Annotated in this window: 26 protein-coding genes; 19 read left to right on the forward strand and 7 right to left on the reverse strand. The window is 67.9% G+C overall.

The genetic code is table 11. The annotated features are described in order from the left end of the window. Positions 1-67: 67 nt before the first annotated feature. The gene (locus tag FHW78_RS01615) at positions 68-643 is read left to right on the forward strand and encodes an energy transducer TonB (RefSeq protein ID WP_225562416.1); all 576 of its coding nucleotides are present in this window, start codon (positions 68-70) and stop codon (positions 641-643) included. A 164-nt stretch (positions 644-807) separates the two neighbouring features. Here FHW78_RS01615 and aroA read toward each other — a convergent pair whose 3' ends face one another. From aroA to serC, 3 genes are all read right to left on the reverse strand, one after another. Then, positions 808-2,109, reverse strand: a complete 1,302-nt coding sequence (aroA, locus tag FHW78_RS01620) for a 3-phosphoshikimate 1-carboxyvinyltransferase (RefSeq protein WP_183636862.1) — start codon at positions 2,107-2,109, stop codon at positions 808-810. A gap of 102 nt (positions 2,110-2,211) precedes the next feature. After that, on the reverse strand, positions 2,212-3,372 hold the full coding sequence (pheA, locus tag FHW78_RS01625; RefSeq protein ID WP_183636865.1) for a prephenate dehydratase: 1,161 nt from the start codon (positions 3,370-3,372) through the stop codon (positions 2,212-2,214). 93 nt (positions 3,373-3,465) lie between these two features. Continuing rightward, entirely contained in the window at positions 3,466-4,551 is a 1,086-nt protein-coding gene (gene serC / locus FHW78_RS01630) for a phosphoserine transaminase (RefSeq protein WP_183636867.1), read from the reverse strand. A 211-nt stretch (positions 4,552-4,762) separates the two neighbouring features. On the opposite strand from serC, the gene msrP reads away from it, so the two are divergent. Together msrP and msrQ are read left to right on the forward strand one after the other, a co-directional pair. Further along, complete coding sequence (msrP, locus tag FHW78_RS01635; RefSeq protein ID WP_183636869.1) at positions 4,763-5,731, forward strand: protein-methionine-sulfoxide reductase catalytic subunit MsrP; 969 nt, start codon at positions 4,763-4,765, stop codon at positions 5,729-5,731. Positions 5,732-5,784: 53 nt separating this feature from the next. Next, the gene (msrQ, locus tag FHW78_RS01640) at positions 5,785-6,420 is read left to right on the forward strand and encodes a protein-methionine-sulfoxide reductase heme-binding subunit MsrQ (RefSeq protein WP_183636871.1); all 636 of its coding nucleotides are present in this window, start codon (positions 5,785-5,787) and stop codon (positions 6,418-6,420) included. On the opposite strand, the gene FHW78_RS01645 is transcribed toward msrQ, so the two are convergent. Further along, the gene (locus tag FHW78_RS01645; RefSeq protein ID WP_183641066.1) at positions 6,389-7,189 is read right to left on the reverse strand and encodes an FHA domain-containing protein; all 801 of its coding nucleotides are present in this window, start codon (positions 7,187-7,189) and stop codon (positions 6,389-6,391) included. The two genes, msrQ and FHW78_RS01645, sit on opposite strands and share 32 nt — an antisense overlap. A 95-nt stretch (positions 7,190-7,284) precedes the next feature. On the opposite strand from FHW78_RS01645, the gene FHW78_RS01650 reads away from it, so the two are divergent. Beyond that, on the forward strand, positions 7,285-7,560 hold the full coding sequence (locus FHW78_RS01650) for a polyhydroxyalkanoic acid system family protein (protein ID WP_183636873.1): 276 nt from the start codon (positions 7,285-7,287) through the stop codon (positions 7,558-7,560). A gap of 111 nt (positions 7,561-7,671) precedes the next feature. On the opposite strand, the gene FHW78_RS01655 is transcribed toward FHW78_RS01650, so the two are convergent. Further along, positions 7,672-8,385, reverse strand: a complete 714-nt coding sequence (locus FHW78_RS01655) for a hypothetical protein (protein WP_183636875.1) — start codon at positions 8,383-8,385, stop codon at positions 7,672-7,674. Between the two features lie 86 nt (positions 8,386-8,471). Between FHW78_RS01655 and FHW78_RS01660 the strand changes: the two genes are divergently transcribed. The 4 genes from FHW78_RS01660 (at position 8,472) to FHW78_RS01675 (ending at position 12,014) form a co-directional block, all read left to right on the forward strand. Then, positions 8,472-9,713 (forward strand): patatin-like phospholipase family protein, encoded by a 1,242-nt coding sequence (locus tag FHW78_RS01660; RefSeq protein ID WP_183636877.1) that lies wholly within the window; start codon positions 8,472-8,474, stop codon positions 9,711-9,713. Positions 9,714-9,794: 81 nt separating this feature from the next. After that, positions 9,795-10,382 carry a phasin family protein gene (locus FHW78_RS01665; RefSeq protein ID WP_183636880.1) on the forward strand — a complete coding sequence of 196 codons (588 nt, stop codon included), beginning with the start codon at positions 9,795-9,797 and terminating at the stop codon, positions 10,380-10,382. A 292-nt stretch (positions 10,383-10,674) separates the two neighbouring features. After that, positions 10,675-11,616, forward strand: coding sequence for a restriction endonuclease (locus tag FHW78_RS01670; RefSeq protein ID WP_183636883.1), 942 nt, complete (start codon positions 10,675-10,677; stop codon positions 11,614-11,616). Further along, positions 11,601-12,014 carry a group II truncated hemoglobin gene (locus FHW78_RS01675; protein WP_183636885.1) on the forward strand — a complete coding sequence of 138 codons (414 nt, stop codon included), beginning with the start codon at positions 11,601-11,603 and terminating at the stop codon, positions 12,012-12,014. The genes FHW78_RS01670 and FHW78_RS01675 overlap by 16 nt, the downstream gene beginning before the upstream one ends. 131 nt (positions 12,015-12,145) lie before the next feature. Here the strand turns inward: FHW78_RS01675 and FHW78_RS01680 are convergent, their stop codons facing one another. Then, on the reverse strand, positions 12,146-14,134 hold the full coding sequence (locus FHW78_RS01680) for an SDR family oxidoreductase (RefSeq protein ID WP_183636887.1): 1,989 nt from the start codon (positions 14,132-14,134) through the stop codon (positions 12,146-12,148). A gap of 145 nt (positions 14,135-14,279) precedes the next feature. On the opposite strand from FHW78_RS01680, the gene FHW78_RS01685 reads away from it, so the two are divergent. Together FHW78_RS01685 and FHW78_RS01690 are read left to right on the forward strand one after the other, a co-directional pair. Further along, positions 14,280-14,537, forward strand: coding sequence for an acyl-CoA-binding protein (locus FHW78_RS01685; protein ID WP_183636889.1), 258 nt, complete (start codon positions 14,280-14,282; stop codon positions 14,535-14,537). A gap of 4 nt (positions 14,538-14,541) precedes the next feature. Further along, positions 14,542-15,168, forward strand: coding sequence for a TetR/AcrR family transcriptional regulator (locus FHW78_RS01690; protein WP_183636892.1), 627 nt, complete (start codon positions 14,542-14,544; stop codon positions 15,166-15,168). 128 nt (positions 15,169-15,296) lie between these two features. Here FHW78_RS01690 and FHW78_RS01695 read toward each other — a convergent pair whose 3' ends face one another. Further along, positions 15,297-15,686 carry a hypothetical protein gene (locus FHW78_RS01695; RefSeq protein WP_183636895.1) on the reverse strand — a complete coding sequence of 130 codons (390 nt, stop codon included), beginning with the start codon at positions 15,684-15,686 and terminating at the stop codon, positions 15,297-15,299. 148 nt (positions 15,687-15,834) lie between these two features. On the opposite strand from FHW78_RS01695, the gene FHW78_RS01700 reads away from it, so the two are divergent. The 9 genes from FHW78_RS01700 to FHW78_RS01740 all read left to right on the forward strand — a co-directional run bounded on the left by FHW78_RS01700 (position 15,835) and on the right by FHW78_RS01740 (position 24,675). Continuing rightward, a complete protein-coding gene (locus FHW78_RS01700) occupies positions 15,835-16,689 on the forward strand; it encodes a hypothetical protein (RefSeq protein WP_183636898.1) in 855 nt (284 codons plus the stop codon). After that, complete coding sequence (locus FHW78_RS01705; RefSeq protein ID WP_183636901.1) at positions 16,667-17,272, forward strand: hypothetical protein; 606 nt, start codon at positions 16,667-16,669, stop codon at positions 17,270-17,272. The genes FHW78_RS01700 and FHW78_RS01705 overlap by 23 nt, the downstream gene beginning before the upstream one ends. 517 nt (positions 17,273-17,789) lie before the next feature. Beyond that, positions 17,790-19,028, forward strand: a complete 1,239-nt coding sequence (locus tag FHW78_RS01710; RefSeq protein ID WP_183636904.1) for a flagellin — start codon at positions 17,790-17,792, stop codon at positions 19,026-19,028. A 79-nt stretch (positions 19,029-19,107) separates the two neighbouring features. Further along, complete coding sequence (locus FHW78_RS01715; protein ID WP_183636907.1) at positions 19,108-20,301, forward strand: flagellin; 1,194 nt, start codon at positions 19,108-19,110, stop codon at positions 20,299-20,301. Positions 20,302-20,386: 85 nt separating this feature from the next. Then, positions 20,387-21,568 carry a flagellin gene (locus FHW78_RS01720; RefSeq protein ID WP_183636910.1) on the forward strand — a complete coding sequence of 394 codons (1,182 nt, stop codon included), beginning with the start codon at positions 20,387-20,389 and terminating at the stop codon, positions 21,566-21,568. 389 nt (positions 21,569-21,957) lie between these two features. Next, positions 21,958-23,316, forward strand: a complete 1,359-nt coding sequence (gene fliD / locus FHW78_RS01725) for a flagellar filament capping protein FliD (protein ID WP_183636913.1) — start codon at positions 21,958-21,960, stop codon at positions 23,314-23,316. Positions 23,317-23,360: 44 nt separating this feature from the next. Next, entirely contained in the window at positions 23,361-23,777 is a 417-nt protein-coding gene (fliS, locus tag FHW78_RS01730; protein ID WP_183636916.1) for a flagellar export chaperone FliS, read from the forward strand. Position 23,778: 1 nt separating this feature from the next. Next, the gene (locus FHW78_RS01735) at positions 23,779-24,081 is read left to right on the forward strand and encodes a hypothetical protein (RefSeq protein ID WP_183636919.1); all 303 of its coding nucleotides are present in this window, start codon (positions 23,779-23,781) and stop codon (positions 24,079-24,081) included. A gap of 3 nt (positions 24,082-24,084) precedes the next feature. Continuing rightward, positions 24,085-24,675: a PilZ domain-containing protein gene (locus tag FHW78_RS01740; protein ID WP_183636921.1), complete on the forward strand. Its 591-nt coding sequence runs from the start codon at positions 24,085-24,087 to the stop codon at positions 24,673-24,675. The last annotated feature ends 174 nt before the right edge of the window (positions 24,676-24,849 follow it).

A 24,849-nucleotide genomic window follows, 5' to 3' on the forward strand; every position in this document is an offset into this window, starting at 1 on the left:
GATGCCAACAAACCTCCATGCAAGACTCGATGCCAACGCAGCAACGCGTGGACGAGGAGGTTTTTCCATGGCCCATACGCATCCCCAGCCCGAATGGAGTCCCGCCGAAACGGCTGATACGACGCCGCCACGGGAGAAGAACGCATCCCTGGTGTTGTTGTGGGTGATTGCCCTGCTTGCCGTCGTGGCGGCCGGAGTGGCGTGGTACAAGCAGCGCCAACCGGCATCGCTGCCACTGGAAAGCGCTGCTCCCCCGGTGACCGCGCCCGCCGTCGTGCCCGACGACGAGGCTACCGCTGCAGCTTCCCGCACCGACAAGCCGCGCGCCGAACAGCGCCGCAGCGTCGCTTCCGCCGAGCGTGCCCCTCGTTCGCAGGGGCCGCGGCTGATGACCGGCAATCCCTCGCCGCAATATCCGGCTGCCGCGCTTCGCGCCGGCATCGGCGGCACGGTGATGGTGCGCGCCGAACTCGACGCCAGCGGCCAGCCGGTCGATGTCGACGTGGTCCGCCGCAGCGGCAATCGCGATCTGGATCGCGCCGCGGTGCAGGCCGTGCGCAAGTGGCGCTTCGAACCGGCCTTGCGCAACGGCAAGGCGGTCGCCAGCACGGTGCAGGTGCCGGTCGACTTCAAGCCGATTTGAAGCCCGGACTGATGAAACCATAAATCGAAAAAGGGAAGCCGGTGATGGCTTCCCTTTTTTCTTCCGTCATTGTGGGAGCGACGTCAGTCGCGACCGTCGTCCGTCAGGCTCGGGATGATTTCAATCGCGACCGACGACGTCGCTCCCACAGGCCAGGAGTTCGCTCACGCAGGTCGCAAGGCGAAGCCGGCACCGGTCGCCAGGGTGTCGAAGCCGGGGAACGAGGTGGCGACGTTGGCGATGTCGCCGACCCGCACTTCGCCGCCGCTGCGCTGGCCGGCGACCGCGAACGACATCGCGATGCGGTGATCGCCGTGGCTGTCGATGTGGCCGCCCTGCAGGGTGCCCGGATGGATGGTGCCGCCATCGGGAGTTTCGTCCACCTGCAGGCCCAGCGTGCGCAGGCCCGCGGCCATCGTCGCAAGCCGATCGGATTCCTTGACCCGCAGTTCGGCGGCGCCACGCACCACGGTCGGGCCTTCGGCGCAAGCCGCGGCGACGAACAGCGCGGGGAACTCGTCGATCATGTCCGGCACCAGCGCCTCGGGCACTTCGATACCGCGCAGCGGCGCGTATCGCACGACCAGATCGGCGACCGGTTCACCGCCCTGCTCCGCCCGGTTTTCCTCGCGGATGTCCGCGCCCATCAGACGCAGCGCGGTCAACAGGCCGGTCCGGCGCGGATTGAGTCCGACCGCGCGCAGGCGCAGTTCCGAACCGGGCACGATGCTGGCGGCGACCAGGAAGAACGCCGAGGACGAAAAGTCCGCCGGCACCACCACATCGGTCGCGCGCAGGCGCTGGCCGCCGCGCAGGCGCGCGTGGCCGGGCGAGAATTCGATGTCGGCGCCGAACGCGGCCAGCATGCGCTCGGTGTAATCGCGGGTGGGGTGCGGTTCGTGGACGATGGTCTCGCCCTGCGCGTACAGGCCGGCCAGCAGCACCGCCGACTTCACCTGCGCGCTGGCGACTTCCAGGGTGTAGTCGATGCCCTGCAGCGGCTGGCCACCGTGGATGCGCAGCGGCGGCAGGCCGCCCTCTTCGGTGTCGATGCGCGCGCCCATGCGCGCCAGCGGTCCGGTGATGCGCCGCATCGGCCGGCGCGACAACGATTCGTCGCCGACCAGCACGCTGTCGAACGGCTGCGCCGCCAGCAGGCCGGCCAGCAGGCGCATGCCGGTGCCGGCATTGCCGCAATCGAGTTCGCCGGCCGCCGCCTTCAGCCCGTCCACGCCGACACCATGCACGATGCGGCGCGATGGCGAAGGGGTTTCGATGCGCACGCCGAGTTTCTGGAAAATCGCGGCGGTGGCGCGGGTGTCCTCGCCCTCCAGGAAGCCATCGATCTGCGAGACGCCATCGGCCAGCGCGGCGAACATCACCGCGCGATGCGACACCGACTTGTCGCCGGGAATGGTCAGCTCGCCGCGCAGCGGCTGTCCGGGGGATGCAATCCAGTCGTTCATTGGGGGATTCGTGATTCGGGATTGGGGATTCGGTGGGGAGCGGAGAGCCGGTCGGAGTTCGCTTTCAACGAATCCCGAATCCCGACTCCCGAATCCCGGCCCTCAAGGCACCGCCACCGGGTAGGAGCCGAGGATCTTGATCTGGGCGGAGTGCGCCTCGAGTTCGGCCAGGGCCTGCTTCATGCCTTCGTCGTCGACATGGCCGGCCAGATCGATGAAGAAGCCATATTCCCACTTGGCGTGGTGCGAGGGCCGCGATTCGATCCGGTTCATGCTGATGCCGTGGCGCGCGAACGGGCTGAGCACGTCGAACAGCGCGCCGGGCTTGTCATGGATGAAGACCAGCACCGAAGTGCGGTCGTGGCCCGACGGCGGGAAGATGCTGCGGCCGATGACCAGGAAGCGGGTGGTGTTGTCCTTGTCGTCCTGGATCGGGCTCATCACCACTTTCTTGAGGCCGTAGACATGGCCGGCGCTCTCGCCGGCGATACAGGCGGCGTCATCGGAGTTGCGCGCACGGCGCGCGCCCTCGGCGTTGCTGGACACCGGAATCTTCTCGACCTTGGGCAGGTTGGCGCGCAGCCAGCCGGCGGTCTGGGCGAAGGATTGCGGGTGGCCGTAGATGCGCTCGATGTCGTCGATGCGGCCGGTGCGCGAGAGCAGGAACTGGTGCACGCGCAGCTCGACTTCGCCGCAGATCTTCAGGTTGGAGGTAAGGAACATGTCCAGGGTGACCTGGATGGTGCCCTGCCCCGAGTTCTCCACCGGCACCACGCCGAAATCGGCGTTGCCGCTTTCCACTTCCTGGAACACTTCCTCGATGCTCGCCAGCGGCAGGCCATGCGCCGAACGGCCGAAGTGCTTGAGCACGGCCTGCTGGCTGAAGGTGCCTTCCGGTCCGAGGAAGCCGATCTTCAACGGCTCCTGCTGGGCAAGGCAGGCGGACATGATTTCGCGGAACACGTGCACCAGCACTTCGTCGCTGAGCGGACCCTCGTTGCGGTCCACCACCATCCGCAGCACCTGCGCCTCGCGCTCGGGGCGGTAGTAGTCCACCGCCGCGGCCAGCTTGCCCTTGGCCTTGCCGACCTGGTGGGCGAAGCGCGCGCGCTCGGCGATCAGTTCCTGGATCTCGCGGTCGATGCCGTCGATCTTGGCGCGCACGTCGGCCAGCACCGGTGCGGCGGCAGCGGATACGGCGGCCTTGCCGCGAGCGGGCGGCTTGGTGGTCTTGCCGGCGGTTTTCCTGGGCTTTGCGGCCATGTGTCTGTTCTCTGATGCTTCTTGTGGGAGCGACGTCAGTCGCGACCGGAAACCGTGTAGTCGCGACTGACGTCGCTCCCACAGTGAAATCGTTCAACCATTGCGCTGCTGGAAGTCGCGCATGAAATCCGCCAGCGCCTGCGCGCCGGCCAGCGGCATGGCGTTGTACAGCGAAGCGCGGATGCCACCGACCGCCTTGTGGCCCTTCAGCGCCAGCAGGCCGGCCTGCTTCGACTCGCTGACGAAGCGCGCGGTCAGTTCCTCGTCCGGCAGGAAGAACGGGATGTTCATCCGCGAACGCACCGCGGTCGCCACCTCGTTGCGGTAGAAGCCGCCCGAGCCGTCGATGGCCTGGTAGATCAGCGCCGACTTGGCCGCGTTGCGGCGCGCGAACTCGGCGACACCGCCTTCGTCCAGCATCCACTTCACGGTCAGGCCCAGCAGGTACCAGTTCCAGGTAGGCGGCGTATTGAGCATCGAATCGCGCGCGGCGTGCGAGCGGTAGTCGAAGATGTCGGCGCGTGGCTGGCCGGCGCGTTCCAGCAGGTCGCGGCGGACGATGACCACCGAGATGCCGACCGGGCCGAGGTTCTTCTGCGCGCCGGCGTAGATCAGCCCGAACTTCGAAACGTCCAATGGTTCGGAGGCGATATTCGAGCTGAAGTCGGCGAACAGCGGCGCTGCGCCCACGTCCGGTACGTCGCGGAACTCGAGGCCGTGGATGGTTTCGTTGGCGGTGATATGCACATAGGCCGCGTCGTCGCTCAACCGCCAGTCGGTGCGGGTCGGAATGTCGCGGAACCCGCCCGGCTCGCCGTCGGCGGCCACGTTGACGGCCACGTACGGCTTGGCTTGCTTGACCGCGGTCTTGCCCCAGTGGCCGCTGACCACGTAGTCCACAGCCTGCCCCGGAGCGGCGAAGTTCAGCGGCAGCAGCGCCTGCTGGGTGGTGGCGCCGCCGGCCAGGAACAGCACGGCGTAATCGTCGGGGATGGACAGCAGGGTCCGCAGATCCGCTTCGGCCTGGGCGGCCACCGCGATGAAGTCCGCGCTGCGATGACTGATTTCGACGATGGAGGCGCCGACACCGTTCCATTCCAGCATTTCGGCCTGCGCCTGCCGCAATACCGGTTCGGGAAGGGTGGCGGGACCGGCACTGAAGTTGAACGCGCGCGTCATAAGGCACCTGAACGGGGAAGCCGTAGTATGCCGCAGTGCATCAGTTGCAGGGGCAACCTTTCCCGTCCGGTCCGGTCTTTTTTCGCGCGGCGCAGGCTGTCCGGCGTATAAACGGAATGCCGCCGGAGCGACGCGACGCGGATTCCGGCGAAACCTTCCGGGCGATTGGCGCCTCTGTTTTCCTGTCCACGACTGTCGTTTGGAGTTTCCCATGTCCCTCCGGGATGCCCTCAGGATTCCCGCTTCCGAGATCACCGATGAAGCGGTCTACCGCCAGCGCCGCGATCTGCTGCGCGCGATGGCGTTCGCCCCCGCCCTGGCGCTGGCCGGCTGCGCCGACGCCGAACCGCCGCCGCCGCCCCGGACCGCGCTGACGCCCGAACAGGTCCGCTCGGGCTTCCGGACCGACGAGGCGCTGACCCGCTACGAGGACGTCACCACCTACAACAACTTCTATGAGTTCGGCACCGGCAAGGCCGACCCGTCCACCGCCCGCAAGACCCTGCGCACCTCGCCGTGGTCGGTGGTGGTCGGCGGCGAATGCGAGCGTCCGGGCAAGCTGGCGCTGGAGGATCTGGTCAAGGGCCTGAGCCCGGAGGAGCGGGTCTACCGGCTGCGCTGCGTGGAAGGCTGGTCGATGGTGATTCCCTGGCTGGGCGTGCCGCTGGGCACGGTGTTGAAGAAATTCGCGCCGACCTCCAAGGCCCGCTACGTCGCCTTCACCACCCTGGCCGACCCGGTGCAGATGCCGGGCATCCGCTACCGCTCGATCGAGTGGCCCTACAAGGAGGGCCTGCGCATCGACGAGGCGATGCACCCGCTGACCCTGCTCGCCACCGGCTTGTACGGCAAGCCACTGCCGCAGCAGAACGGCGCGCCGCTGCGGCTGGTGGTGCCGTGGAAATACGGCTTCAAGAGCATCAAGTCGATCGTGGCGATCACCTTCGTGGAGAAGATGCCCGAGACCGCCTGGCACGAACTGCAGCCGTCGGAGTACGGGTTCTTCTCCAACGTCAATCCGGCCGTCGATCACCCGCGCTGGAGCCAGAAGACCGAACGCCGCATCGCCGGCACCACCAACCGGGTGTTCGCCGAGCGCATCCCGACCCGCCTGTTCAACGGTTACGGCCCGCAGGTCGCCTCGATGTACGCGGGGCTGGATCTGAAGAAGTGGTATTGAAGTGATATGCGATTGACCAGGAACGCCAGGCGGACTGGCGACGGCGCCGCGGCATGAACCGGACCAGGCCATCTTCCCGTCTGTGGCTGGTCAAGACGCTGGTGCACGCGCTGGCGCTGACGCCGCTGGCGATCCTGGCATGGCAGTTCTGGTCGGTGCTGAGCACCGGCAGCGACGCGCTCGGCGCCGATCCTGTCGCCGAAGTCGAACATCGCACCGGACTGTGGGCGCTGCGGATGCTGATGATCGCGCTGGCCATCACGCCGCTGCGGCAACTCACCGGCCAGGCCGTGCTGATCCGGTTCCGGCGCATGCTGGGCCTGTACGCGTTCTTCTACGCCACCCTGCACCTGACCTGCTACCTGGTCCTGGACCTGCAGGGCTACTGGACGCAGATTTTCGAGGAAATCGCCAAGCGGCCCTACATCACCGTGGGCTTCACCGCCTGGCTGCTGCTGGTCCCGCTGGCGATCACGTCCACCCAGGGCTGGATCCGGCGGCTGGGTCGCCGCTGGGGCCAGTTGCACAAGGTCGTCTACGCGGTCGGCGTGCTGGCCGTGCTGCACTTCTGGTGGCTGGTGAAATCGGACATCCGCGAGCCCCTGCTCTACGCCGCCATCCTGGCGCTGCTGCTGGGCTGGCGGCTGGGCAAGCGCCTCAGCCGGAGCCGAACAGCAGCAGCGCGCTGAGCGCGGCGGCCAGCAGCAACGCCGCCAGCAGCAGCCAGGGCCAGCGCCGCACGGTACCGGCGCGCCGGAGCGGTGGTGCTTCGGTTTCCGCCGGCCCGATCGGCTCGCGTTCGGTTTCGCCCAAGGGCGCGTCGGCGCGGGTCCATGGCACTTCCACCACGAATCGGTGCTGGGGATCGAACACCAGTTGATCGCCGGCCACCAGCAGCGCCTCGCGCGTCGCCACCCCGTTCACCAGGCTGCCGTCGGCCGATCCCAGATCCCGCAGCAGCACCCGGTCACCCTGCACTTCCAGGTGCGCGTGGCGCTCGGCGAACACCGGATCGTCCACCCGAATGGCCGCCTCGCGGGCGCGGCCGACCAGCACCGGGCGCAGCAGCGGGATGCTGCGGCCGTGGTACTTGCCACCCACGCCACGCAGGATGATGCGGGGATCCGGCGCGGCGGGCATCGGCTCGGACGCAGGTTCCGGCGGCAGGTGCGATGCCTGCAACAGCAGTTCGACGCTGTCCACGTAGATGGTGTCGCCGGCGCGCAGCAGCGCCATCCGCTGGACCGGGCGTCCGTTCACGTGCACCCCCCGCATGCCGGTGGGGACCTGCAGCCACAGGCCGCGGCGATCCACGCAGATGCGCACCAGCAGGGCGCCCTGGAGGTGATCGCCGACACCGACGTGACCGGAGGCTTCGCGCACGATCCGGTGCACGCCCATCGACAGCGGGCGATCCGGTTGCGCGCGGTTGGAGAAATGAAGTCGCAGTTGTTCCACCGGCGGCAGACTAGCGCACGCGAGGCATCGCATCCACCCTGCTTGCGAATGTGAACGGCTTGCGGACAATAGGCGGCCAATCCGGAGAGAACGCCATGGCTACCATCGACATCGTCCACGAGCACAGCAAGACCCCGACGCAGGCGAGGAAGGCAGTGGAAGACGTGGCGCGCAAACTCGCCGAGCGCTTCGACATGGATTACGGCTGGGACGGCGATACCCTGAATTTCCGCCGCTCCGGCGTCGATGGCCACATCGCGCTGCTGCCGAGCCAACTTCACGTCACCGCCGATCTGGGCTTCCTGCTGTCGGCGATGAAGGGCCCGATCGAATCGGAGATCCGCCGCGTGCTGGGCGAGAAGTTCGCCTGAGTCGGGCAAGCCCTGCCCCTGTGGGAGCGACGTGAGTCGCGAGCTTGGGTCGTTTCGCGCGGTCGTGAATCGCGCTTTCGCGACTTACGTCGCTCCCACACTTGGAGGGTATTACCCGAACGGCGCCGGATCGCCGGCGAACAGCCGCCGCGAGACTTCGCGTTCGGCCTGTTCGATGTCGCGGACGAACGACTTGCCGTCTCCCAACGCCGAGAACGCGGCGAAGCCGCGTTCCAGGAAACCCTGCAGGTCGCCCAGCCCGGTCGCCTTGGCCGGGCCACGCGATAGCTTGAGCAGGGTCAGCACCCCGGGCATCTTCACCGCCTTCGCCAGGCCCACGCCCAACCGCGCGATCAAGTCGATCTGGCGGGCGCGCAGGCGCGGCCGGCCGACCTGGCGGTAGGCCTGCGCGTACAGCGCCTCGTCCAGCCGCTTGCGGCGCGGAGCGAGCGTCTCCAGCGCCGCGGCCATGCGCAGGTCCAGGGCGTGGGTCAGTGCACCCAGTTCGATCGCGTCGGCAACCGTCTCCAGCACCGCCGCCGGCAACAACCGCTGCATCATCGGCACGATCTTGGCGACGCTGGCGTCGCGGCGGCTGAAGTCCTGGTCGCCGTAGACATCGGTGAGGAAGAACATCGCCGCCCCCCGCCGGCGCGGGTCGGCGAGGAAATGGCGGAAACTGCGCTCCAGCCGCGCGGCCTGCCAGCGCCGGAGCTCGGGCAGCCAGGCCAGCCGATTGCGCGGCTCGCGGCGGGGATCATGCAGGGCCTGGTGGCAGGCCAGGCGGCGGCCGAGCCGCTCGCCGACGGAAGAAGGACGGGCCATGAACGGATGATCCGGGCCCATCCCGCCGCCCGCAAGCGGTCGCGCCGGTCGGCTACACTCGCCGCATCCTCCTGTGCGGGACCCGCATGCTCTCCATCCACAGTGCCCGTAAGCGCGGCGACGGCGGCCGGATCGGCCTGGCCATCGCCGGCGGCGGTCCCATCGGCGGCATGTACGAACTGGGCGCCCTGCGCGCGATGGACGAAGCCCTCGACGGCCTGGACCTGACCCGGCTGGACTGCTACGTCGGGGTGAGTTCCGGCGCCTTCCTCGCCGCCGGCCTGGCCAACCGGATGAGCACCGCCGAGATCTGCCGGATCTTCATCACCGGCACCAGCGATGACGCCGAATTCCGGCCCGAGACGTTCCTGCGCCCCAACGTCAACGAGTACCTGCGCCGGCTGGCCAGCCTGCCCGGTCTGTACGCGCAGTGGGCGCAGCGGCTGCTGCGCAACCCGGGCAAGGCGGTGCGCTGGTCGGATCTGATCCTGCGCTTCGGCGGATTGGTGCCCACCGGCCTGTTCGACAACGCCGGGGTGGAGGATTTCCTGCGCGACGTGTTCAGCCGGCGGGGCCGCAGCAACGACTTCCGTACCCTCGGCGCGGACCTGTTCGTGGTGGCGGTGGATCTGGATACCGGCGAGGCGGTCCGGTTCGGCGAACGCGGCTGGGACGACGTGCCGATCTCGCAGGCGGTGCAGGCCAGCGCGGCCCTGCCCGGCCTGTATCCACCGGTGGAAATCCGCGGCCGCCATTTCCTGGACGGCGCGCTGCGCCGGACCATGCATGCCTCCACCGTGCTGGATCGCGACATCGACCTGATGATCGGCATCAACCCGCTGGTGCCGTTCGACGCCACCCGCGCGGCCCCGCAGGCCGACGAGGCCGAGCAGGTCGGGCTGGCCAGCGGCGGCCTGCCGGCGGTGCTCTCGCAGACGCTGCGCACGCTGCTGCAGTCGCGCATGCAGATCGGCCTGGAAAAGTACCCGCTGCGATATCCGGACATCGATCAGCTGGTGTTCGAGCCTAACGCCGGCGACAGCGAGCTGTTCTTCACCAATCTGTTCAGTTTTTCCTCGCGCCACCGGGTCTGCCAGTTGGCCTACCGCAACACCCTGGCCGATCTGCGCCGGCGCGCGCCGGTGCTGCAACCGATGCTGGCCGCGCACGGCATCCGCCTGCGCCGCGACATCATCGACGACCCGCACCGGTCCATCCTCGACGGCCTCGACATCGCGCCGCGCATGACCGACGCCACCGCGCGGCTGCGGCGTGCGCTGGACGACGTGGATCAATGGATCGCCGAGCACCGCGCCGCGCGCGCCTGAGAAACGGTCGCGCGCTGGTGTGAAAACTCTAGACCAGCCGCCGATTCTGGCGGACGTTCCCACCTCCATCGACGGAATCCCATGGCCACCCTGAAGAAATCCGCCCGCAAGAAGTCCGCCTCCGGTGCCCAGCAGGACAACCTGCAGGCGCAGGCGCAACGCCTTTCCAAGAACCTCAGCGAATCGGCGCAGCAGGTATGGCTGGCCGGCGTCGGCGCGTTCGGCCGCGCCCAGGCCGAAGGCAGCAAGCTTTTCGAAACCCTGGTCAAGGAAGGGTTGTCGCTGGAACAGACCACCCGCAAGCTCGCGGGCGGACGGGTCGATGCGGTCCGCGATGCGGTCGAAAGCACGGTCGGCCAGGCCCGCGAGCGCGCTTCCGACACCTGGGATCGGCTGGAGAAGGTGTTCGAGGACCGCGTGCAGCGCGCCCTGCGCCGCCTGGAAGTACCCAGCCGCGAGGATCTCGGCGCGTTGATCGATCGCGTCGATGCGCTCAATGCGGAACTGCGTCGGCTCGGTGGCGTTCCCTCCGCGCGCAAGCCGGCCCGCAAGGCCGCGCCCGCCGTGAAGAAGGCTGCCGCGACGAAGAAGGCGACGGCCGCCAAGCGCGCCACCGCCGGCGCAAAACGCACCAGCGCGAAGCGCGCGACGAAGAAAAACGCGGACTGAACGCACCCTGCCGGTGCAACCTGAAATCGGTCGAATTTCTTGTTGCAAGGCAGCATGGATCGCGCAACAATCAGTCCCGGGCCCGCCAGTCCCCACGAAGTACGTATGCTCCCCTCCCCTTACGGCTTCGGACTGGCGGGCCTTCTTGTTTCCGGCGTCCGCCCGGCTTCCTGAACCCCGCCACCGCCCACGCGCTTCGCGCGGCCCGGGCCGTGTACTGGTTTTCCTGACAGCGGTTTGCCCACCGCTTGGTTAGAATCCGCCGACTCTTCGAACAACCCCCGCGGTATTCATGCTCTTCTGGCTGTCTGGACTGGCCGTTGCCCTGCTGACCGGTGTGGCCGTCAGCGTTTATCTGTGGTGGGTACGCCGCCGCAAGGATGAAATCGCGGCGGGCCTGCATGCGCTTTCCGGCCTGCGCTGGCGCGAATTCTCCCGATTGGTGCTGACCGCGCTGGAACGGCGCGGCATGGCCGTGGTCGCCGCGGGTCCGGACGAGACCCGCGACCCGCGCGGGATCTTTCCGCTCACCCTGCGCGGACAGCGCTGGCTGCTGTCGTGCAAGCACGGCTCGGCCTATCGCATCGGCGCCGCTTCGGTCGAGGAACTGGCTTCCAGCGTCCGCCTGGGCAATGCGGCCGGCGGCATCCTCGCCACCGAGGGACAACTCGAACAGGAAGGCCGCATCGCCGCCCAGAGCCACAACATCGAAGTACTGGACGGCCCGCGCCTGTGGGACGAACTGGCGCCACTGGTCGAACCCGACCTGCGCCAGCAGATCGTCGGCCACGCCGCCGCGCGCGCCAAACGCCACATCGCCATCGGCTGGTTGGGCAGCGTGGCGGTGGGCGCGCTGGTGGCGACGGCGCTGGCCAATTCGGGACTCGGGGTCGAAGACCCCGCCGCGCCCGCGACGCCGGTGCCCGCGCCCGCATCCAGCGCGGCGCCCGCCGCGAACCCGGTGGCGGTTTACCGTGAACCGACCGAGGCGGAACTCGAGGAGCAACGGATGGCGGTGTCTCGCGCCCTGTCGGGGACGCCCGGCGTGGTTCGCGGCGTGTGGCAGACCCGGCTGACGCTGGTGGTGGACTACCAGGGCGACGAGACCGGGATCTGGTCCCGGATCTGCCAGCAGGTGGAGCTCTACCCGGCGCTGCGCACGGTCCGCGTGCAGCTCAATCCCCCTGCCGGCAGCAAGGAGCCGGTACGCTGGCGCCAATGCAAGACGATCTGACGCCTTACCAGCGCATCGGCGGCGAAGCCGGTGTGCGCAAGCTGACCCGGCGCATGTACGCCCTGATGGACGCGCTGCCCGAAGCGGCCGCGGTCCGTGCGATCCATCCGCCGGAACTGGCGGACAGCGAGCAGAAGCTGTTCGAGTTCCTGAGTGGCTGGCTGGGCGGTCCGCCCTTGTTCACCGAACGCCGGGGCGCGCCGATGCTGCGCGCCCGCCATCTGCCGTTCGCGATCGGCATGGACGAGGCCAGCGGCTGGCTCGCGTGTTTCCACCAGGCCATGGAGGAAACCGTGGCGGATGCGGATCTGCGCGAGTTCCTGTGGAGCCGGATCGAACCCCTGGCGCTGCACATGCGCAACCAGCAGGCGCTGCCCGCGGGCTGGACGGGCGCCTGACCACGGCGCGTAGAGCGGAGCTCGCTCCGCTGCCCCGGCTTTTTCTCCGCGCCCATTCCCGCGTGATGCACGGGCGGTCCTGATCCGCCGGGATCCCAGGAGAGTCCCGGCGCGGCGGAGCAAGCGCCGCTCTACCAGTGGACGCCGCGCATCAGGGCCGCGAAGGCGATCTGTTCCTGGCTCGGCGCGGCTTCCTTCAACGCCTGCCGATCGCCCTTGGCCGCCGCCGAATCCGGGAACAGTTCGAACGCCGTGCTCATGATCACCTCGTAGGCCTTCGGCGCCACCGCGTTGACCAGCGCGGCGAAGATGCCCAGGCGGGTGGCGATGCGGCTGGGCTTCTCGATGATGCCCTTCACCACCAGATCCGCCGCTTCCTCCGGGGTCAGCGTCGGCACGCTGTCGTACATCTTGGTCGGGGCGATCATCGGGGTCTTCACCAGCGGCATGTTGATGGTGGTGAAGCTGATGCCCTTGCCCGACAACTCGCCCTGCGCGCAGCGGCTGAACGCGTCCAGCGCCGCCTTCGAGGCGACATAGGCCGAGAAGCGCGGCGAATTGGCCAGCACGCCGATCGAACTGATGTTGATGATGTGGCCCTTGCGGCGGTGGGTCATGCTCGGCAGGAAGCCCATGATCAGGCGCAGGCTGCCGAAGTAGTTCAACTGCATGGTCCGCTCGAAATCGTGGAAGCGGTCGTAGCTGAGCTCGATCGAGCGGCGGATGGAGCGGCCGGCGTTGTTGATCAGCACGTCGACGTGGCCATGTTCGTCCAGCACCTGGCGGATCAGGCGATCGCAGTCGGCCATGTCCGCCAGGTCCGCGGTATAGGCGAACACCTTGCCGCCCTTGGCCTTCATCTCGTCACGGGCCTTGAACAGTTCCTCCTCGCCGCGCGCCACGATCACCGTCACCGCACCGGCCTCGGCCACCCGCTGCGCGGTGGACAGGCCGATGCCGGAAGAACCGCCGGTGATGACCACGACCTTGTTGCGCACCTTGCCCTTGAGCGAGCGATCCACGAACAGGTCCGGATCCAGGTGCCGTTCCCAGTAGTCCCACAGGCGCCAGGCGTACCCGTCCAGGCGCGGCACCGCGATGTTCGTGCCCTTGAGCGCGCGCTCGGTCTCGCGGCTGTCGAAACGGGTCGGATAGGTGATGAACTTGAGGACTTCCTTCGGGATCTTGAAGTCGCGCAGCAGCATGCCGATGAAACGGCGCACCGGCGGCAGGTTGCCGACCGCCGCGCGGATGCCGCTGGGCACGAACGCGAACATGCGCGCGTCCAGCCGCATGGTCATTTCCGGCGCGTGGCCGGCGCGGCAGAAGGTATTGAGCACCTCGCCGACCCGCATCGGCTCCGGGTCGGTCAGGTGGAAGGTGTGGCCATCCAGCTTGGGCTTGTGGGCGATGTGATCCATCGCGTCGGCGACGAAATCCACCGGCACGATGTTGATGCGTCCACCCTCGATGCCCAGCACCGGCACCCATTGCGGCAACAGCTCGCGCAGTTTCTTGATCAGGGTGAAGAAGTAGTACGGGCCGTCGATCTTGTCGATCTCGCCGGTCTTCGAATGCCCGACCACCATGCCGGGGCGGTAGATTCGCCACTTGAAGCGGGTTTCCCTGCGCACCATCGCCTCGGAATCGTGCTTGGTGCGCAGGTAAGGATCGTCCAGGCCCTCGGCCTCCTCGAACATGTCCTCGCGGAAGATGCCCGGGTAGAGGCCGGCGGCGGCGATCGAACTGGTGTGGTGGAACAGCGGCACCTTCAGCGCCGCGGCCAGGTCCAGCGCATGGCGGGTGCCGTCGATGTTGGCGGCCTGCTGCGTCTCCACGCTGGCGGTCAGATCGTAGACCGCGGCCAGGTGGAAGAAATGCTTGATCTTGCCGTTCAGATTTCGCAACTGGGTGGGCGTGAGTCCGCAGCGCGGTTTGGTCATGTCGCCCGCCACCGCCACCACCCGCTTCGGATCCCAGCCGGACTTCCTGGCGATGGCGTCGAATTTCTTCTGCGAATCTTTGCGTACCAGCACGTACACCGTGCCACTGCGCTTGAGCAGGTTGGAAACCAGGTAGCGGCCGATGAATCCGGTGGCGCCGGTGACGAAGTAGCTCATGAGTACCGTCCCGTGTAGGCGGGCGGGCCCTCCGCCCGCCCTGCGGCCTAACTTGCCAGAGCCTCCCGGCTTCCACAATCCCGCCCCGATTGACCCGTCATGTCCCGCGTGGTGTGATGCCGCCACTATTGGGAGGTAGTCATCCATGTCCGACCTGAAATCCGCTTTCGAACAGGCTTCCCGCGATATCCAGGGCCTGGCCGAGCGACCCGACAACGAAACCCTGCTGCGCCTGTACGCGCTCTACAAGCAGGGCGCGGAAGGCGACGTCAAGGGCGACAAGCCCGGTTTCTTCGACTTCGTCGGCACCGCAAAGTACGAGGCCTGGGCCAAGCTCAAGGGCACCGCGTCGGAGGATGCGCAGAAGAAGTACGTGGATCTGGTGAAGAAGCTGCTCGCCTGAGACCGTGGCGCGCGACACCCGCCAGCGCATCCTCGACGCCTCGCTCGCGATGTTCAATGCGCAGGGCGAGCCGCACGTCACCACCAACCATATCGCCGACGAGCTGGAGATCAGTCCCGGCAACCTGTACTACCACTTCCGCAACAAGGACGACATCATCGAACAACTGTTCGCCCGCTACGAGGAGCGGATGGATGTCGCCCTCACCGCGCCGGTGGACCGCCTGCCGGGGCTGGAGGACATCTGGCTGCAATTGCACCTGGTGTTCGAGTGCATCTGGGACTACCGCTTCCTGTACCGGGATCTGGTCGAGATCCTCAGCCGCAACCGTCGCCTGCGGATCCGCTTCGCCCGCCTGCTCAAGCGCGCCGATGACAGCGCGCATGCGGTGATGCGCGGACTCGGCCAGGCCGGGGTGATGCGCGCCTCGGCCGCGGAACTGGCGGCCACCGCGACCAACATCCTGGTGGTGGCCACGTTCTGGTTGAACTACGCGGCCGCGCGCGGGGACAAGGACGAGCAGATCGCCATCCGCCACGGCATCGTGCAGGTGATGATGCTGGTGGCGCCGTTCCTGCGCGATGCCGAGCGGGTGCATCTGAATACGCTGACGTCCGCCTACGTCGACTGACGTGCAGCGGAGCTCGCTCCGCTGCCTGTGCCTGTCCGTTGAACGGCGGATGCGCCATCGTCCGCGAAGGCGCAGGCCCGCGAAGGCAAACGCCATCGCAGCGGAGCAAGCTCCGCTCTACCCTGCAATCAGGCCCGGACGCGCTTGCGGGTCGTGGCCTTGCCCGCGCCCGCGCGCTTGCGCGCCGCCGGCCGCGCCGGCTTGCCGGTGGCACTCTTGCGGCGGGTCTTCGCGGCTGGACGCGCGGACGCCAGGCCCAGCTTTTCCAGCACCGGCGCCAGGCGCGCCTCGACATCGGCGCTGAACTTCTCCACGCCCGCCTCGCCCTGCGCCCGCACCTCGCGCAGCGTGGCCTGTGCCTGCCGCGCGATGCGTTCAATGTCCTGCTTCGCCGCCGTCAGGCGCTGGGCTCCGCGGCGGCGCGCGATCGCGACCGCGCCGAGGCCGGCAAGCCAGACATGGCGGAGATTCGGTTCCGGGGCCTTGGCCCGCGGGGTGGTCCTGTTCCTGGCAGTCATGGGGGACTCCTCGACGCCGGCCACGGTGGCAGGCTTCCGGATTCGATGCTGAAGCCGCCGCATCGAGCAAACACACTAGCGGCGCGGGGCTTGTCAGCGGCAGGGGCTGCGGCCATGCTCATTCGAACCATCAAGGGAGGGAGTCGGCATGGCGGGCAAGCAGGCGAAATGGGCACCGTTTCCATTGGACGCCAAGGCGTTCAGCTACGCGGGCGACGCCTTGAAGAAGGCCTGGCCGGCGCTGCACGCCGGCGATGCCGAGCCCTACCCCGACAGCAAGCGTGCGCAGGCGTTGATCGACGCAGCCGGCAAGGCCTCCAAGGGCCAGGACGCCGCCGCGCTGGCGAGCGCGCTGCAGGAAGCCTGGCGGGCCTTCCATCGGGGCGATTTCCAGGCCGCCTTCGAGGCCGGCCAGGCACTCGGCCCGCTCGGCGCCTCGGTCGCGGTCAAGGCGCTGGGCATCCATGCGACCTATCTGGTCGATGACGAGGACGAGAAGCTCAAGCGCTTCGAACAGGCCGCCAGGCTGGCCGAGGTCGCGGTCAAGGCATTGCCGGACGAGGCCAACAGCCACTACCGCCATGCCTTCGCGCTGGGGCGATACAGCCAGGGTTTGAGCATCGTCAAGGCGCTCAAGCAGGGCATCGCCGGCAAGGTGCGCGAAGCGCTGGACGCCACCCTCGAACTGGCCCCCAAGCATGCCGAAGCGCATACCGCGCTGGCGCTGTACCACGCCGAGATCATCGACAAGATCGGCGCCATGATCGGCGGCCTGACCTATGGCGCCAAGGCCGCCGAGGCCGAATCGCACATCAAGACCGCGCTGAAGCTGACCCCGGACTCGCCCATCGCCCACGTCGAGCACGCCAACGTGCTGCTGCTGTTGTACGGCGACAAGAAGGAGGACGCGGCGGCGGCGGCTTTCGAGAAGGCCGGCAAGCTGAAGCCGCGCGACGCCATGGAGGCCCTCGATGCCCGGCATGCGAACGAGCAGCTCGAATAAACGCTGCGCGGTGGCGTTGCTGCTGGCGTGCATCGGAACCGCGCAGGCTCAGCAGCGTCCGGTCCCGCCGATAGCGCCTTCGTCCGTGCCGGCCGCCCCGGCATCGACGAACGCGCCCGCGCAGGATTCGGTCGACGGAACCGGCGATCCGCTGTTCGATGCCCTCACCTGCCGCAGCGGTCCGGATATTGGCCGCCTGCTGCCACGCCTGCGCCGGGAACGTCCCGACGATTTCGTGCAGACCGAGCGGCAGTATTCGGACCCACCGATGGATCTGTACCGGCTGGAGACGCCGGTGCGGGCCTGGGGCCATGAAAGCGATGCGGTGGTCATCACCGCCAACCGGGTATTGATGGTGGTTGGCGGCAGCGCCGATGACGTCGCCCGCGTCCTGGAAGCCAGTCTTGCCGACAGCGAGACACCATTGTCCGGTCCGCTGGACGACCTGCATGCCCTGGTCCTGTACACGGAGGAGCGCCCGGGCCTGCAACAGCGCGTGCTGATCGGTTGCGAGTACCGCTTCCCGGATCTCTCGCTGCTTGAGGATCCGGACGACGCCTGGCGCAAGGCGCCTGCGCCTTGAGCTCGCGCAGCGGAGCAAGCTCCGCTCTACGCCGGCCTTGTAGAGCCGAGCTTGCTCGGCTGCGGGCCCTGCGACGGGCGTCGTTGTGAAAAGAGCAGCGGAGCAAGCTCCGCTCTACGCCTGCCTTGTAGAGCCGAGCTTGCTCGGCTGCGGGGCCTTGCAACGGGTGACGTCGTGAAAGAGCAGCGGAGCGGGCTCCGCTCTACGCCGGCCTTGTAGAGCCGAGCTTGCTCGGCTGCGGGGCCCTGCAACGGGCGACGTCGCGAAAGAGCAGCGGAGCGAGCTCCGCTCTACGGTTTTTCGGGGGCCTAAAGTTCCGCCGCACCCTGCCGAATAAGGCGCGCGCCGCGTACCGCACCGGCGCATTTTCCGCACGAAATCGTCATCCCTGGCCTAAAGGTTTTCCGGGCAGCGCCGTTATCCCTTTCGCAAGCAGAGGGCGACTAGCCAACAAACCAACAAACCGGCAGCACCCTCTTTCCATCAACGCCGGGACCTAAATAAGAGGAGACGACCCATGGCACAGGTAATCAACACCAATACGATGTCGTTGAACGCTCAGCGCAACCTGAGCACCAGCGGCGCTTCACTGGCCACCACCATCCAGCGGCTGTCCTCCGGCCTGCGCATCAACAGCGCCAAGGACGACGCCGCCGGACTGGCCATTTCCGAACGCTTCAGCACCCAGATCCGCGGTCTGGACGTGGCCGTGCGCAATGCCAACGACGGCATCTCGCTGGCCCAGGTCGCCGAGGGTTCGCTGAGCGAAATCGGCAACAACCTGCAGCGCATCCGCGAACTGGCCGTGCAGTCGGCCAACGCCAGCAACTCGTCGTCCGACCGCGCCGCGCTGAACGCCGAAGTCAAGCAGCTGACGGCGGAAGTGGATCGCGTCGCCAAGCAGGCCGACTTCAACGGCACCAAGCTGCTGGACGGTTCGTTCACCAGCCAGCTGTTCCAGGTCGGCGCCAACGCCGGCCAGGCGATTGCCATCGACAAGGTCGTGGACGCGCGTTCGCAGACCCTGGGCGGCGCGCAGTTCGCCAACGTCTACAAGGGCACCGCGCTGGACAACGCCGGCACTGCGGCGGTCAACGAAGACCTGGCCACCGCCGACACCACCTACTCGCAATTGCAGATCTCGGTGACTCCTTCGGGCGGCACCGCCACCACGGTCGACATCGGCGCCTTCCAGGTGAAGGCCGGCCAGTCGATCACCCAGGCCACCGCCGCGGCGATCAACGCCAAGCTGGGCGAAACCGGCGTCTACGCCGAAGTGAAGGCCGGCGTGCTGAACCTGACCTCGACCCAGGACGGGCAGACCTTCGCCCTCGCCTACGCGGGTCCGGCGGTGACCGGTGCCACCGTGGCGACCGCCGGCAACCTGGGCCTGACCGAGACCAGCACCAACGGCGGCACGATGACCGCCGCTGCCAACAGCTTCGTCAAGGATCTGGACATCACCACCTTCGCCGGCGCCCAGCAGGCGCTGGAAATCGTCGACAAGGCGCTGACCGCGGTGAACGGCGCGCGCGCCGACCTCGGCGCCATCCAGAACCGCTTCACCTCGGTGGTCGCCAACCTGCAGACCAGCTCGGAAAACCTGGCCGCTTCGCGCAGCCGTATCCGCGACACGGACTTCGCCAAGGAAACCGCCGAACTGACCCGCACCCAGATCCTGCAGCAGGCCGGCACGGCCATGCTGGCCCAGGCCAACCAGGTGCCGCAGAACGTACTGAGCCTGTTGCAACGCTAACCCTCGCGTCCCCGATGGCACGGCGGGGAATCGTTGAAAACTCGTTCCCCGTGCAGAGAACGCCTAAGGAGTCGAACTCATGGCACAAGTGATCAACACCAACACGATCTCGCTGAATGCCCAGCGCAACCTGGGCACCAGCGGTGCATCGCTGGCCACCACCATCCAGCGGCTGTCTTCCGGCCTGCGCATCAACAGCGCCAAGGACGACGCCGCCGGCCTGGCCATTTCCGAACGCTTCAGCACCCAGATCCGCGGTCTGGACGTGGCCGTGCGCAATGCCAACGACGGCATCTCGCTGGCCCAGGTGGCGGAAGGTTCGCTGACCGAAATCGGCAACAACCTGCAGCGCATCCGTGAGCTGTCGGTGCAGTCGGCCAACGCGACCAACTCGTCGTCCGACCGCGCCGCGCTGAACGCCGAAGTCAAGCAGCTGACCGCCGAAATCGACCGCGTCGCCAAGCAGGCCGATTTCAACGGCACCAAGCTGCTGGACGGCTCGTTCACCAGCCAGTTGTTCCAGGTCGGCGCCAATGCCTCGCAGGCCATCGCCATCGACAAGGTGGTGGACGCCAAGGCCAACGCGCTGGGCGGCGCCAAGTTCGACAAGAACGCGCTGGCCGCCGCGGATCCGGGCACCAACGGCGACGTCAAGGTCACCGGCCTGGTCATCAACGGCGTCGCCATCGATACCGTCGACGTCAAGCAGGGCGCCGACGCGGCCACCACCGGCAAGGCCGCGCGCGCGGCGCTGGTGACCGCCATCAACGCCAAGATGGGCGAAAGCGGTGTGTACGCCGAAGTCAACGCCGCCGGCACCGGCATCGATCTGACCTCGGTCAAGGACAGCGTCAACGCCGACGGCAGCTTCAAGGCCATCACCGCCACGGTCGGCACCTGGACCGGCATCGCCGCGCCGACCTTCACCGCCACGGCGGCGGCGGCGGCCCCGGCCAACCAGTACGCCAGCAACCTGGACATCTCCACCTTCAAGGGTGCCCAGCAGGCGCTGGAAATCGTCGACAAGGCGCTGACCGCGGTGAACAGCGCGCGCGCCGACCTGGGTGCGGTGCAGAACCGCTTCACCTCGGTGGTCGCCAACCTGCAGACCAGCTCGGAAAACCTGGCCGCTTCGCGCAGCCGCATCCGCGACACGGACTTCGCCAAGGAAACCGCCGAACTGACCCGCACCCAGATCCTGCAGCAGGCCGGCACGGCCATGCTGGCCCAGGCCAACCAGGTGCCGCAGAACGTTCTCAGCCTGCTCCGCTAATCACGGAGACAAAGCCGGGGCGGACTCTTTCCCCGTCCGCCCCGGCCAGGCACCACCCCGGTCGCAACACTGAAGGAAATCTTTCATGGCACAAGTCATCAACACCAACACGATTTCGCTGAACGCACAGCGCAATCTCGGCACCAGCGGCGCATCGCTGGCCACCACCATCCAGCGGCTGTCTTCCGGCCTGCGCATCAACAGCGCCAAGGACGACGCCGCCGGCCTGGCCATCTCCGAACGCTTCAGCACCCAGATCCGCGGTCTGGACGTGGCCGTGCGCAATGCCAACGACGGCATCTCGCTGGCCCAGGTCGCCGAAGGCTCGCTGACCGAAATCGGCAACAACCTGCAGCGCATCCGCGAGCTGTCGGTGCAGTCGGCCAACGCCAGCAACTCGTCATCCGACCGCGCCGCGCTGAACGCCGAAGTCAAGCAGCTGACCTCGGAAATCGACCGCGTCGCCAAGCAGGCCGATTTCAACGGCACCAAGCTGCTGGACGGCTCGTTCACCAGCCAGCTGTTCCAGGTCGGTGCCAACGCCTCGCAGGCCATCGCCATCGACAAGGTGGTCGACGCCCGCGCCAACGCGCTGGGCAACGTCAAGTTCGCCGCCAAGCAGACCGCCACCACCGCGGCCGCCGCGGCCACCGCCGACGGCAAGCTGGCGGGCATGCAGGTCAACGGCGTGACCATCGCCGACGTGGAGTGGAAGAACGGCGCGGCCGGCGCGGACATCGCCCAGGCGATCGCCACGGCCGTGAACGCCAAGCTGGGCGAGACCGGCGTGGCCGCCTCGGTCGGCACCGGCGCCGACGCCGGCAAGGTGATCATGACCTCGGTCAAGGCGGGCAAGGACTTCGACATCACCGCCGGCACCATCACCGGTGGCGCCACCGAAATCGGCCTGACCGGCATCGCCGATGCCACCGCCGCGGCCACCACCACCGCCAGCTTCGCCAAGGACCTGGACATCACCACGTTCGAAGGCGCGCAGAAGGCGCTGGAAATCGTCGATGCCGCCCTGACCTCGGTCAACAGCGCGCGCGCCGACCTGGGTGCGGTGCAGAACCGCTTCACCTCGGTGGTCGCCAACCTGCAGACCAGCTCGGAAAACCTGGCCGCTTCGCGCAGCCGCATCCGCGACACGGACTTCGCCAAGGAAACCGCCGAACTGACCCGCACCCAGATCCTGCAGCAGGCCGGCACGGCCATGCTGGCCCAGGCCAACCAGGTGCCGCAGAACGTGCTCAGCCTGCTGCGCTGATCGGTTTCGTCCGCTCCACTGTTTCAGCTTCCTGTCGCATACGGACGGATTCGTCTCCCTCCGTCTTGGCAGTACCCAAACCCCTTCCGGAAACGGGAGGGGTTTCTTTTTTGGGGATTCGGGATTGGGGATTCGGGATTGGCAAAAGCACTGATCCCCAATCCCGAATCCCCAATCCCGGCTTCACTGGCACAAATCCTGCATCACGCCGGTCGTCCCGCATTTCTCGCCGACCGGGGCTCAAGCCACGGCGGCGGGAGACGGAGAAATGCGGGCTAAAGATCGGCCTCCGGAGGCCGTTACCACTACACGGGCGACGCCGCCATCCATCAAGGATGCCAGGCTCGTCCCGACGCCCGTTCCGGAACGGGCACGACAGGAGATCCTCGATGGCAGACTACTCGCTCGGTTACGGTGGTGTCGGCTCCGGCCTGGACATCACCGGCATGGTGGAGAAACTGGTGGCAGCGGACCGCAAGCCCGCCGACGCCCGCCTCAACCGCATCGAGTCGAGCGCCAAGTTCAAGGTCTCCGCGCTGGGCACGGTCAGCTCGGCCTTCAGCACCCTGGAAACCGCGCTGAAGGCACTCAAGGCCGCCGATGCCTTCGACAGTCGCACCAGCAAGGTCGGCACCGACACCGTGCTGGGCGCGACCGCCGGCAAGGGCACGCCCAGCGGCGACTACACCATCCAGGTGCTCGACCTGGCCAGCGCCAACAAGTGGACCGCCGACCTGCCCGTCACCGCCGAGCAGACCTTCGGCGCCGGCAAACTGACGCTGACGGTGGGCGGCGAGACGCTCGACATCACCATCGCCGAAGGCGCCAAGCTGGTCGACGTGCGCAGCGCGATCAACGACGCCGCGCGCAGCAAGGGCGTGCAGGCCAGCGTGATCACGTCCAACGACGGCCTGTTCCTGTCGGTGGCCTCGGACAAGACCGGCGCCGCCAACGGCATCTCGCTGGCCTTCAGCGAGGGCGGCGCGGATCTGCAGAACCTGGTCAACAGCATGGTCGAACGGGTCCCGGCCGCCGACGCCCGGGTGTCGATCGACGGCCTGACCGTGACCGCCAGCAGCAACAAGATCACCGACGCGGTGCCGGGCCTGACCCTGGACCTGAAGGCCAAGGGCACCAGCACCGTGACCGTGTCCGCCGACGTGGCCGCCAGCCGCAAGCTGGTGCAGGACTTCGTCACCGCGTACAACGGCGCGATCACCGCGATCAACAGTTCCACCCAGTACGACGCCGGCACCGACACCCCGTCCGCGCTCACCGGCGACGCGCAGATGCGCGGCATCGCCGGCCAGATGCGCGGCGTGCTGGGCGACCTGCTCGGCGAACTCGCCAAGCAGGGCCTGGACGCCAAGACCCTGGGCCTGCAGACCAAGGGCTATCCGTCCTCGGACGGCACCCTGACCCTGGACACGGCCAAGTTCGATGCGCTGATGACGTCCAATCCGGAAAAGGTGCGCGTCGCCTTCACCGGCGACAGCGGTTTCGCGGCCAAGCTGCAGACGACCGTGGGCACCTACATCGGCAAGGAAGGCTCGCTCACCCGGCGCACCGACGGCCTCAATGCCCAGCTCAAGGACATCGGCAACCAGCGCAAGGCGCTGGATACGCGCATGGAATCGGTCGGCAATCGCTACAAGGCGCAGTTCGTGGCGCTGGACAACATGATGTCGCGGATGAACAGCACCAGTTCGTACCTTTCGCAGCAGCTTGCTGCACTGGCCTCCCAGTAAGGCCACCTCCGCGGGGAGTCCGCGGGAGACAGGAGATAGAAGGAATGTCAGCCCATTCTTACGCCGCGCAGTACCGCAACACGGGCATCAGCAGCGCCGTGATGGAAGCCGATCCGCACCGCCTGGTCGCGTTGTTGCTGGCCGGCGCCTGCGATCGCATCCGGCTGGCGGAGGCCTGCGTGGAGCACGGCGATCTGGCCCGCAAGGGCAAGGCGATCGGCGAGGTCTGCGCGATCATCGGCCATCTCAACGGTTCGCTGGACCACGAGGCCGGCGGCGAGATCGCCGGCAGCCTGTCGGCGCTGTACGACTACCTGCAGGGCCGGTTGATCGAGGCCAACCTGCACAACGACGCGGCCGCGCTGCGCGAATCGCTGGAACTGCTGGGCGAGATCGAGTCGGCCTGGAACGCCATCCCCGCCGAACAGCGACAGCGTCCGGCCGCGGTCCAGGGAGCCTGAGATGACCGCGGTGTCGATGGACGCCCTGTTCGCGCAATTGCAGGCCATGCACGACAGCCTGCAGAACGGCGATCTGGACACCGTGCAGGGCCTGCTGGACCAGCATGATCGCGATGTCCGCGATTTCATGCAGGCCCCGCAGGGCCGCGATACCGGCACCGACACGCTGTCCAACCTGCTGTACGCGCAGTTGCAGTTGCAGGACCGCCTGCGCGACGCCCGCGACGCGGCCGCGCGCAAGCTGCGCGAATCGCAACAGGCCGAGCGCGCCGCGCGCGCCTATCTGTCGACACCGGGAGCCTGAGCCATGCCCACGCGCGTGCCCCTGCTGAACCATCCGGCGGAAACCGAACTGTTCGGCGATGCCCTGACCTGCGAAGCCTGGCTGCCGGCGGGATTCCGCGTCGGCGAAGCGCGCCAGCCGCCGGCCGCGGCCGAATCGCTGCTGCATGCCCTGGCGGTCGCCGAGGACGCGCGCGGCGACGACACCGACGATCGCAAGGGCGAGCCGTCGATCTCGTTCCAGCGCCTGGAAGCCAAGGTCGATCTGCTGATGAACCTGGTCGGCAAGCTGGCGCGCCAGCGCGACGACGCCCCGCCCCTGCGCGGACTGCGCTGGTCGCACCTGGGCCTGCGCCTGGATGCCACGCAGCCGTTCGGCCTCGCCCAGGGTGATGCCGGGGTGGCCTTGATTGAGCCGGCGAACTGGCTCAGCGATCACATCGAACTGCCGGCACGGGTACTGGCGACGTCCGCCACCGCCGATGGCCTGCATCACCTGTGGCTGCGCTTCGCACCGCTCGGCGCCGGCCTGGCCGACGCGCTGGAGCGCCACCTGTTCCGGCTGCACCGTCGCCAGATCGCCGAAGCGCGGCTGATGGCGCGCCAGGCCGACTGAGGTTCATCACCGTCGCTCTCGTTCGCGAACGCGGCGCCGACCGAACGGGCACCGGGCACCTCGACGGAAACCCGTCACCGGGGACAAGCTTGTGTGACGAACTTCAAGCTTTGACGGCTTCGACACTTAAGTAACATTGGCGGGATCCCGACGGGCCGCTATCGTGGCGCGACC

This window comes from Pseudoxanthomonas sp. OG2, assembly GCF_014192765.1.
Lineage (GTDB): Bacteria > Pseudomonadota > Gammaproteobacteria > Xanthomonadales > Xanthomonadaceae > Pseudoxanthomonas_A > Pseudoxanthomonas_A beigongshangi.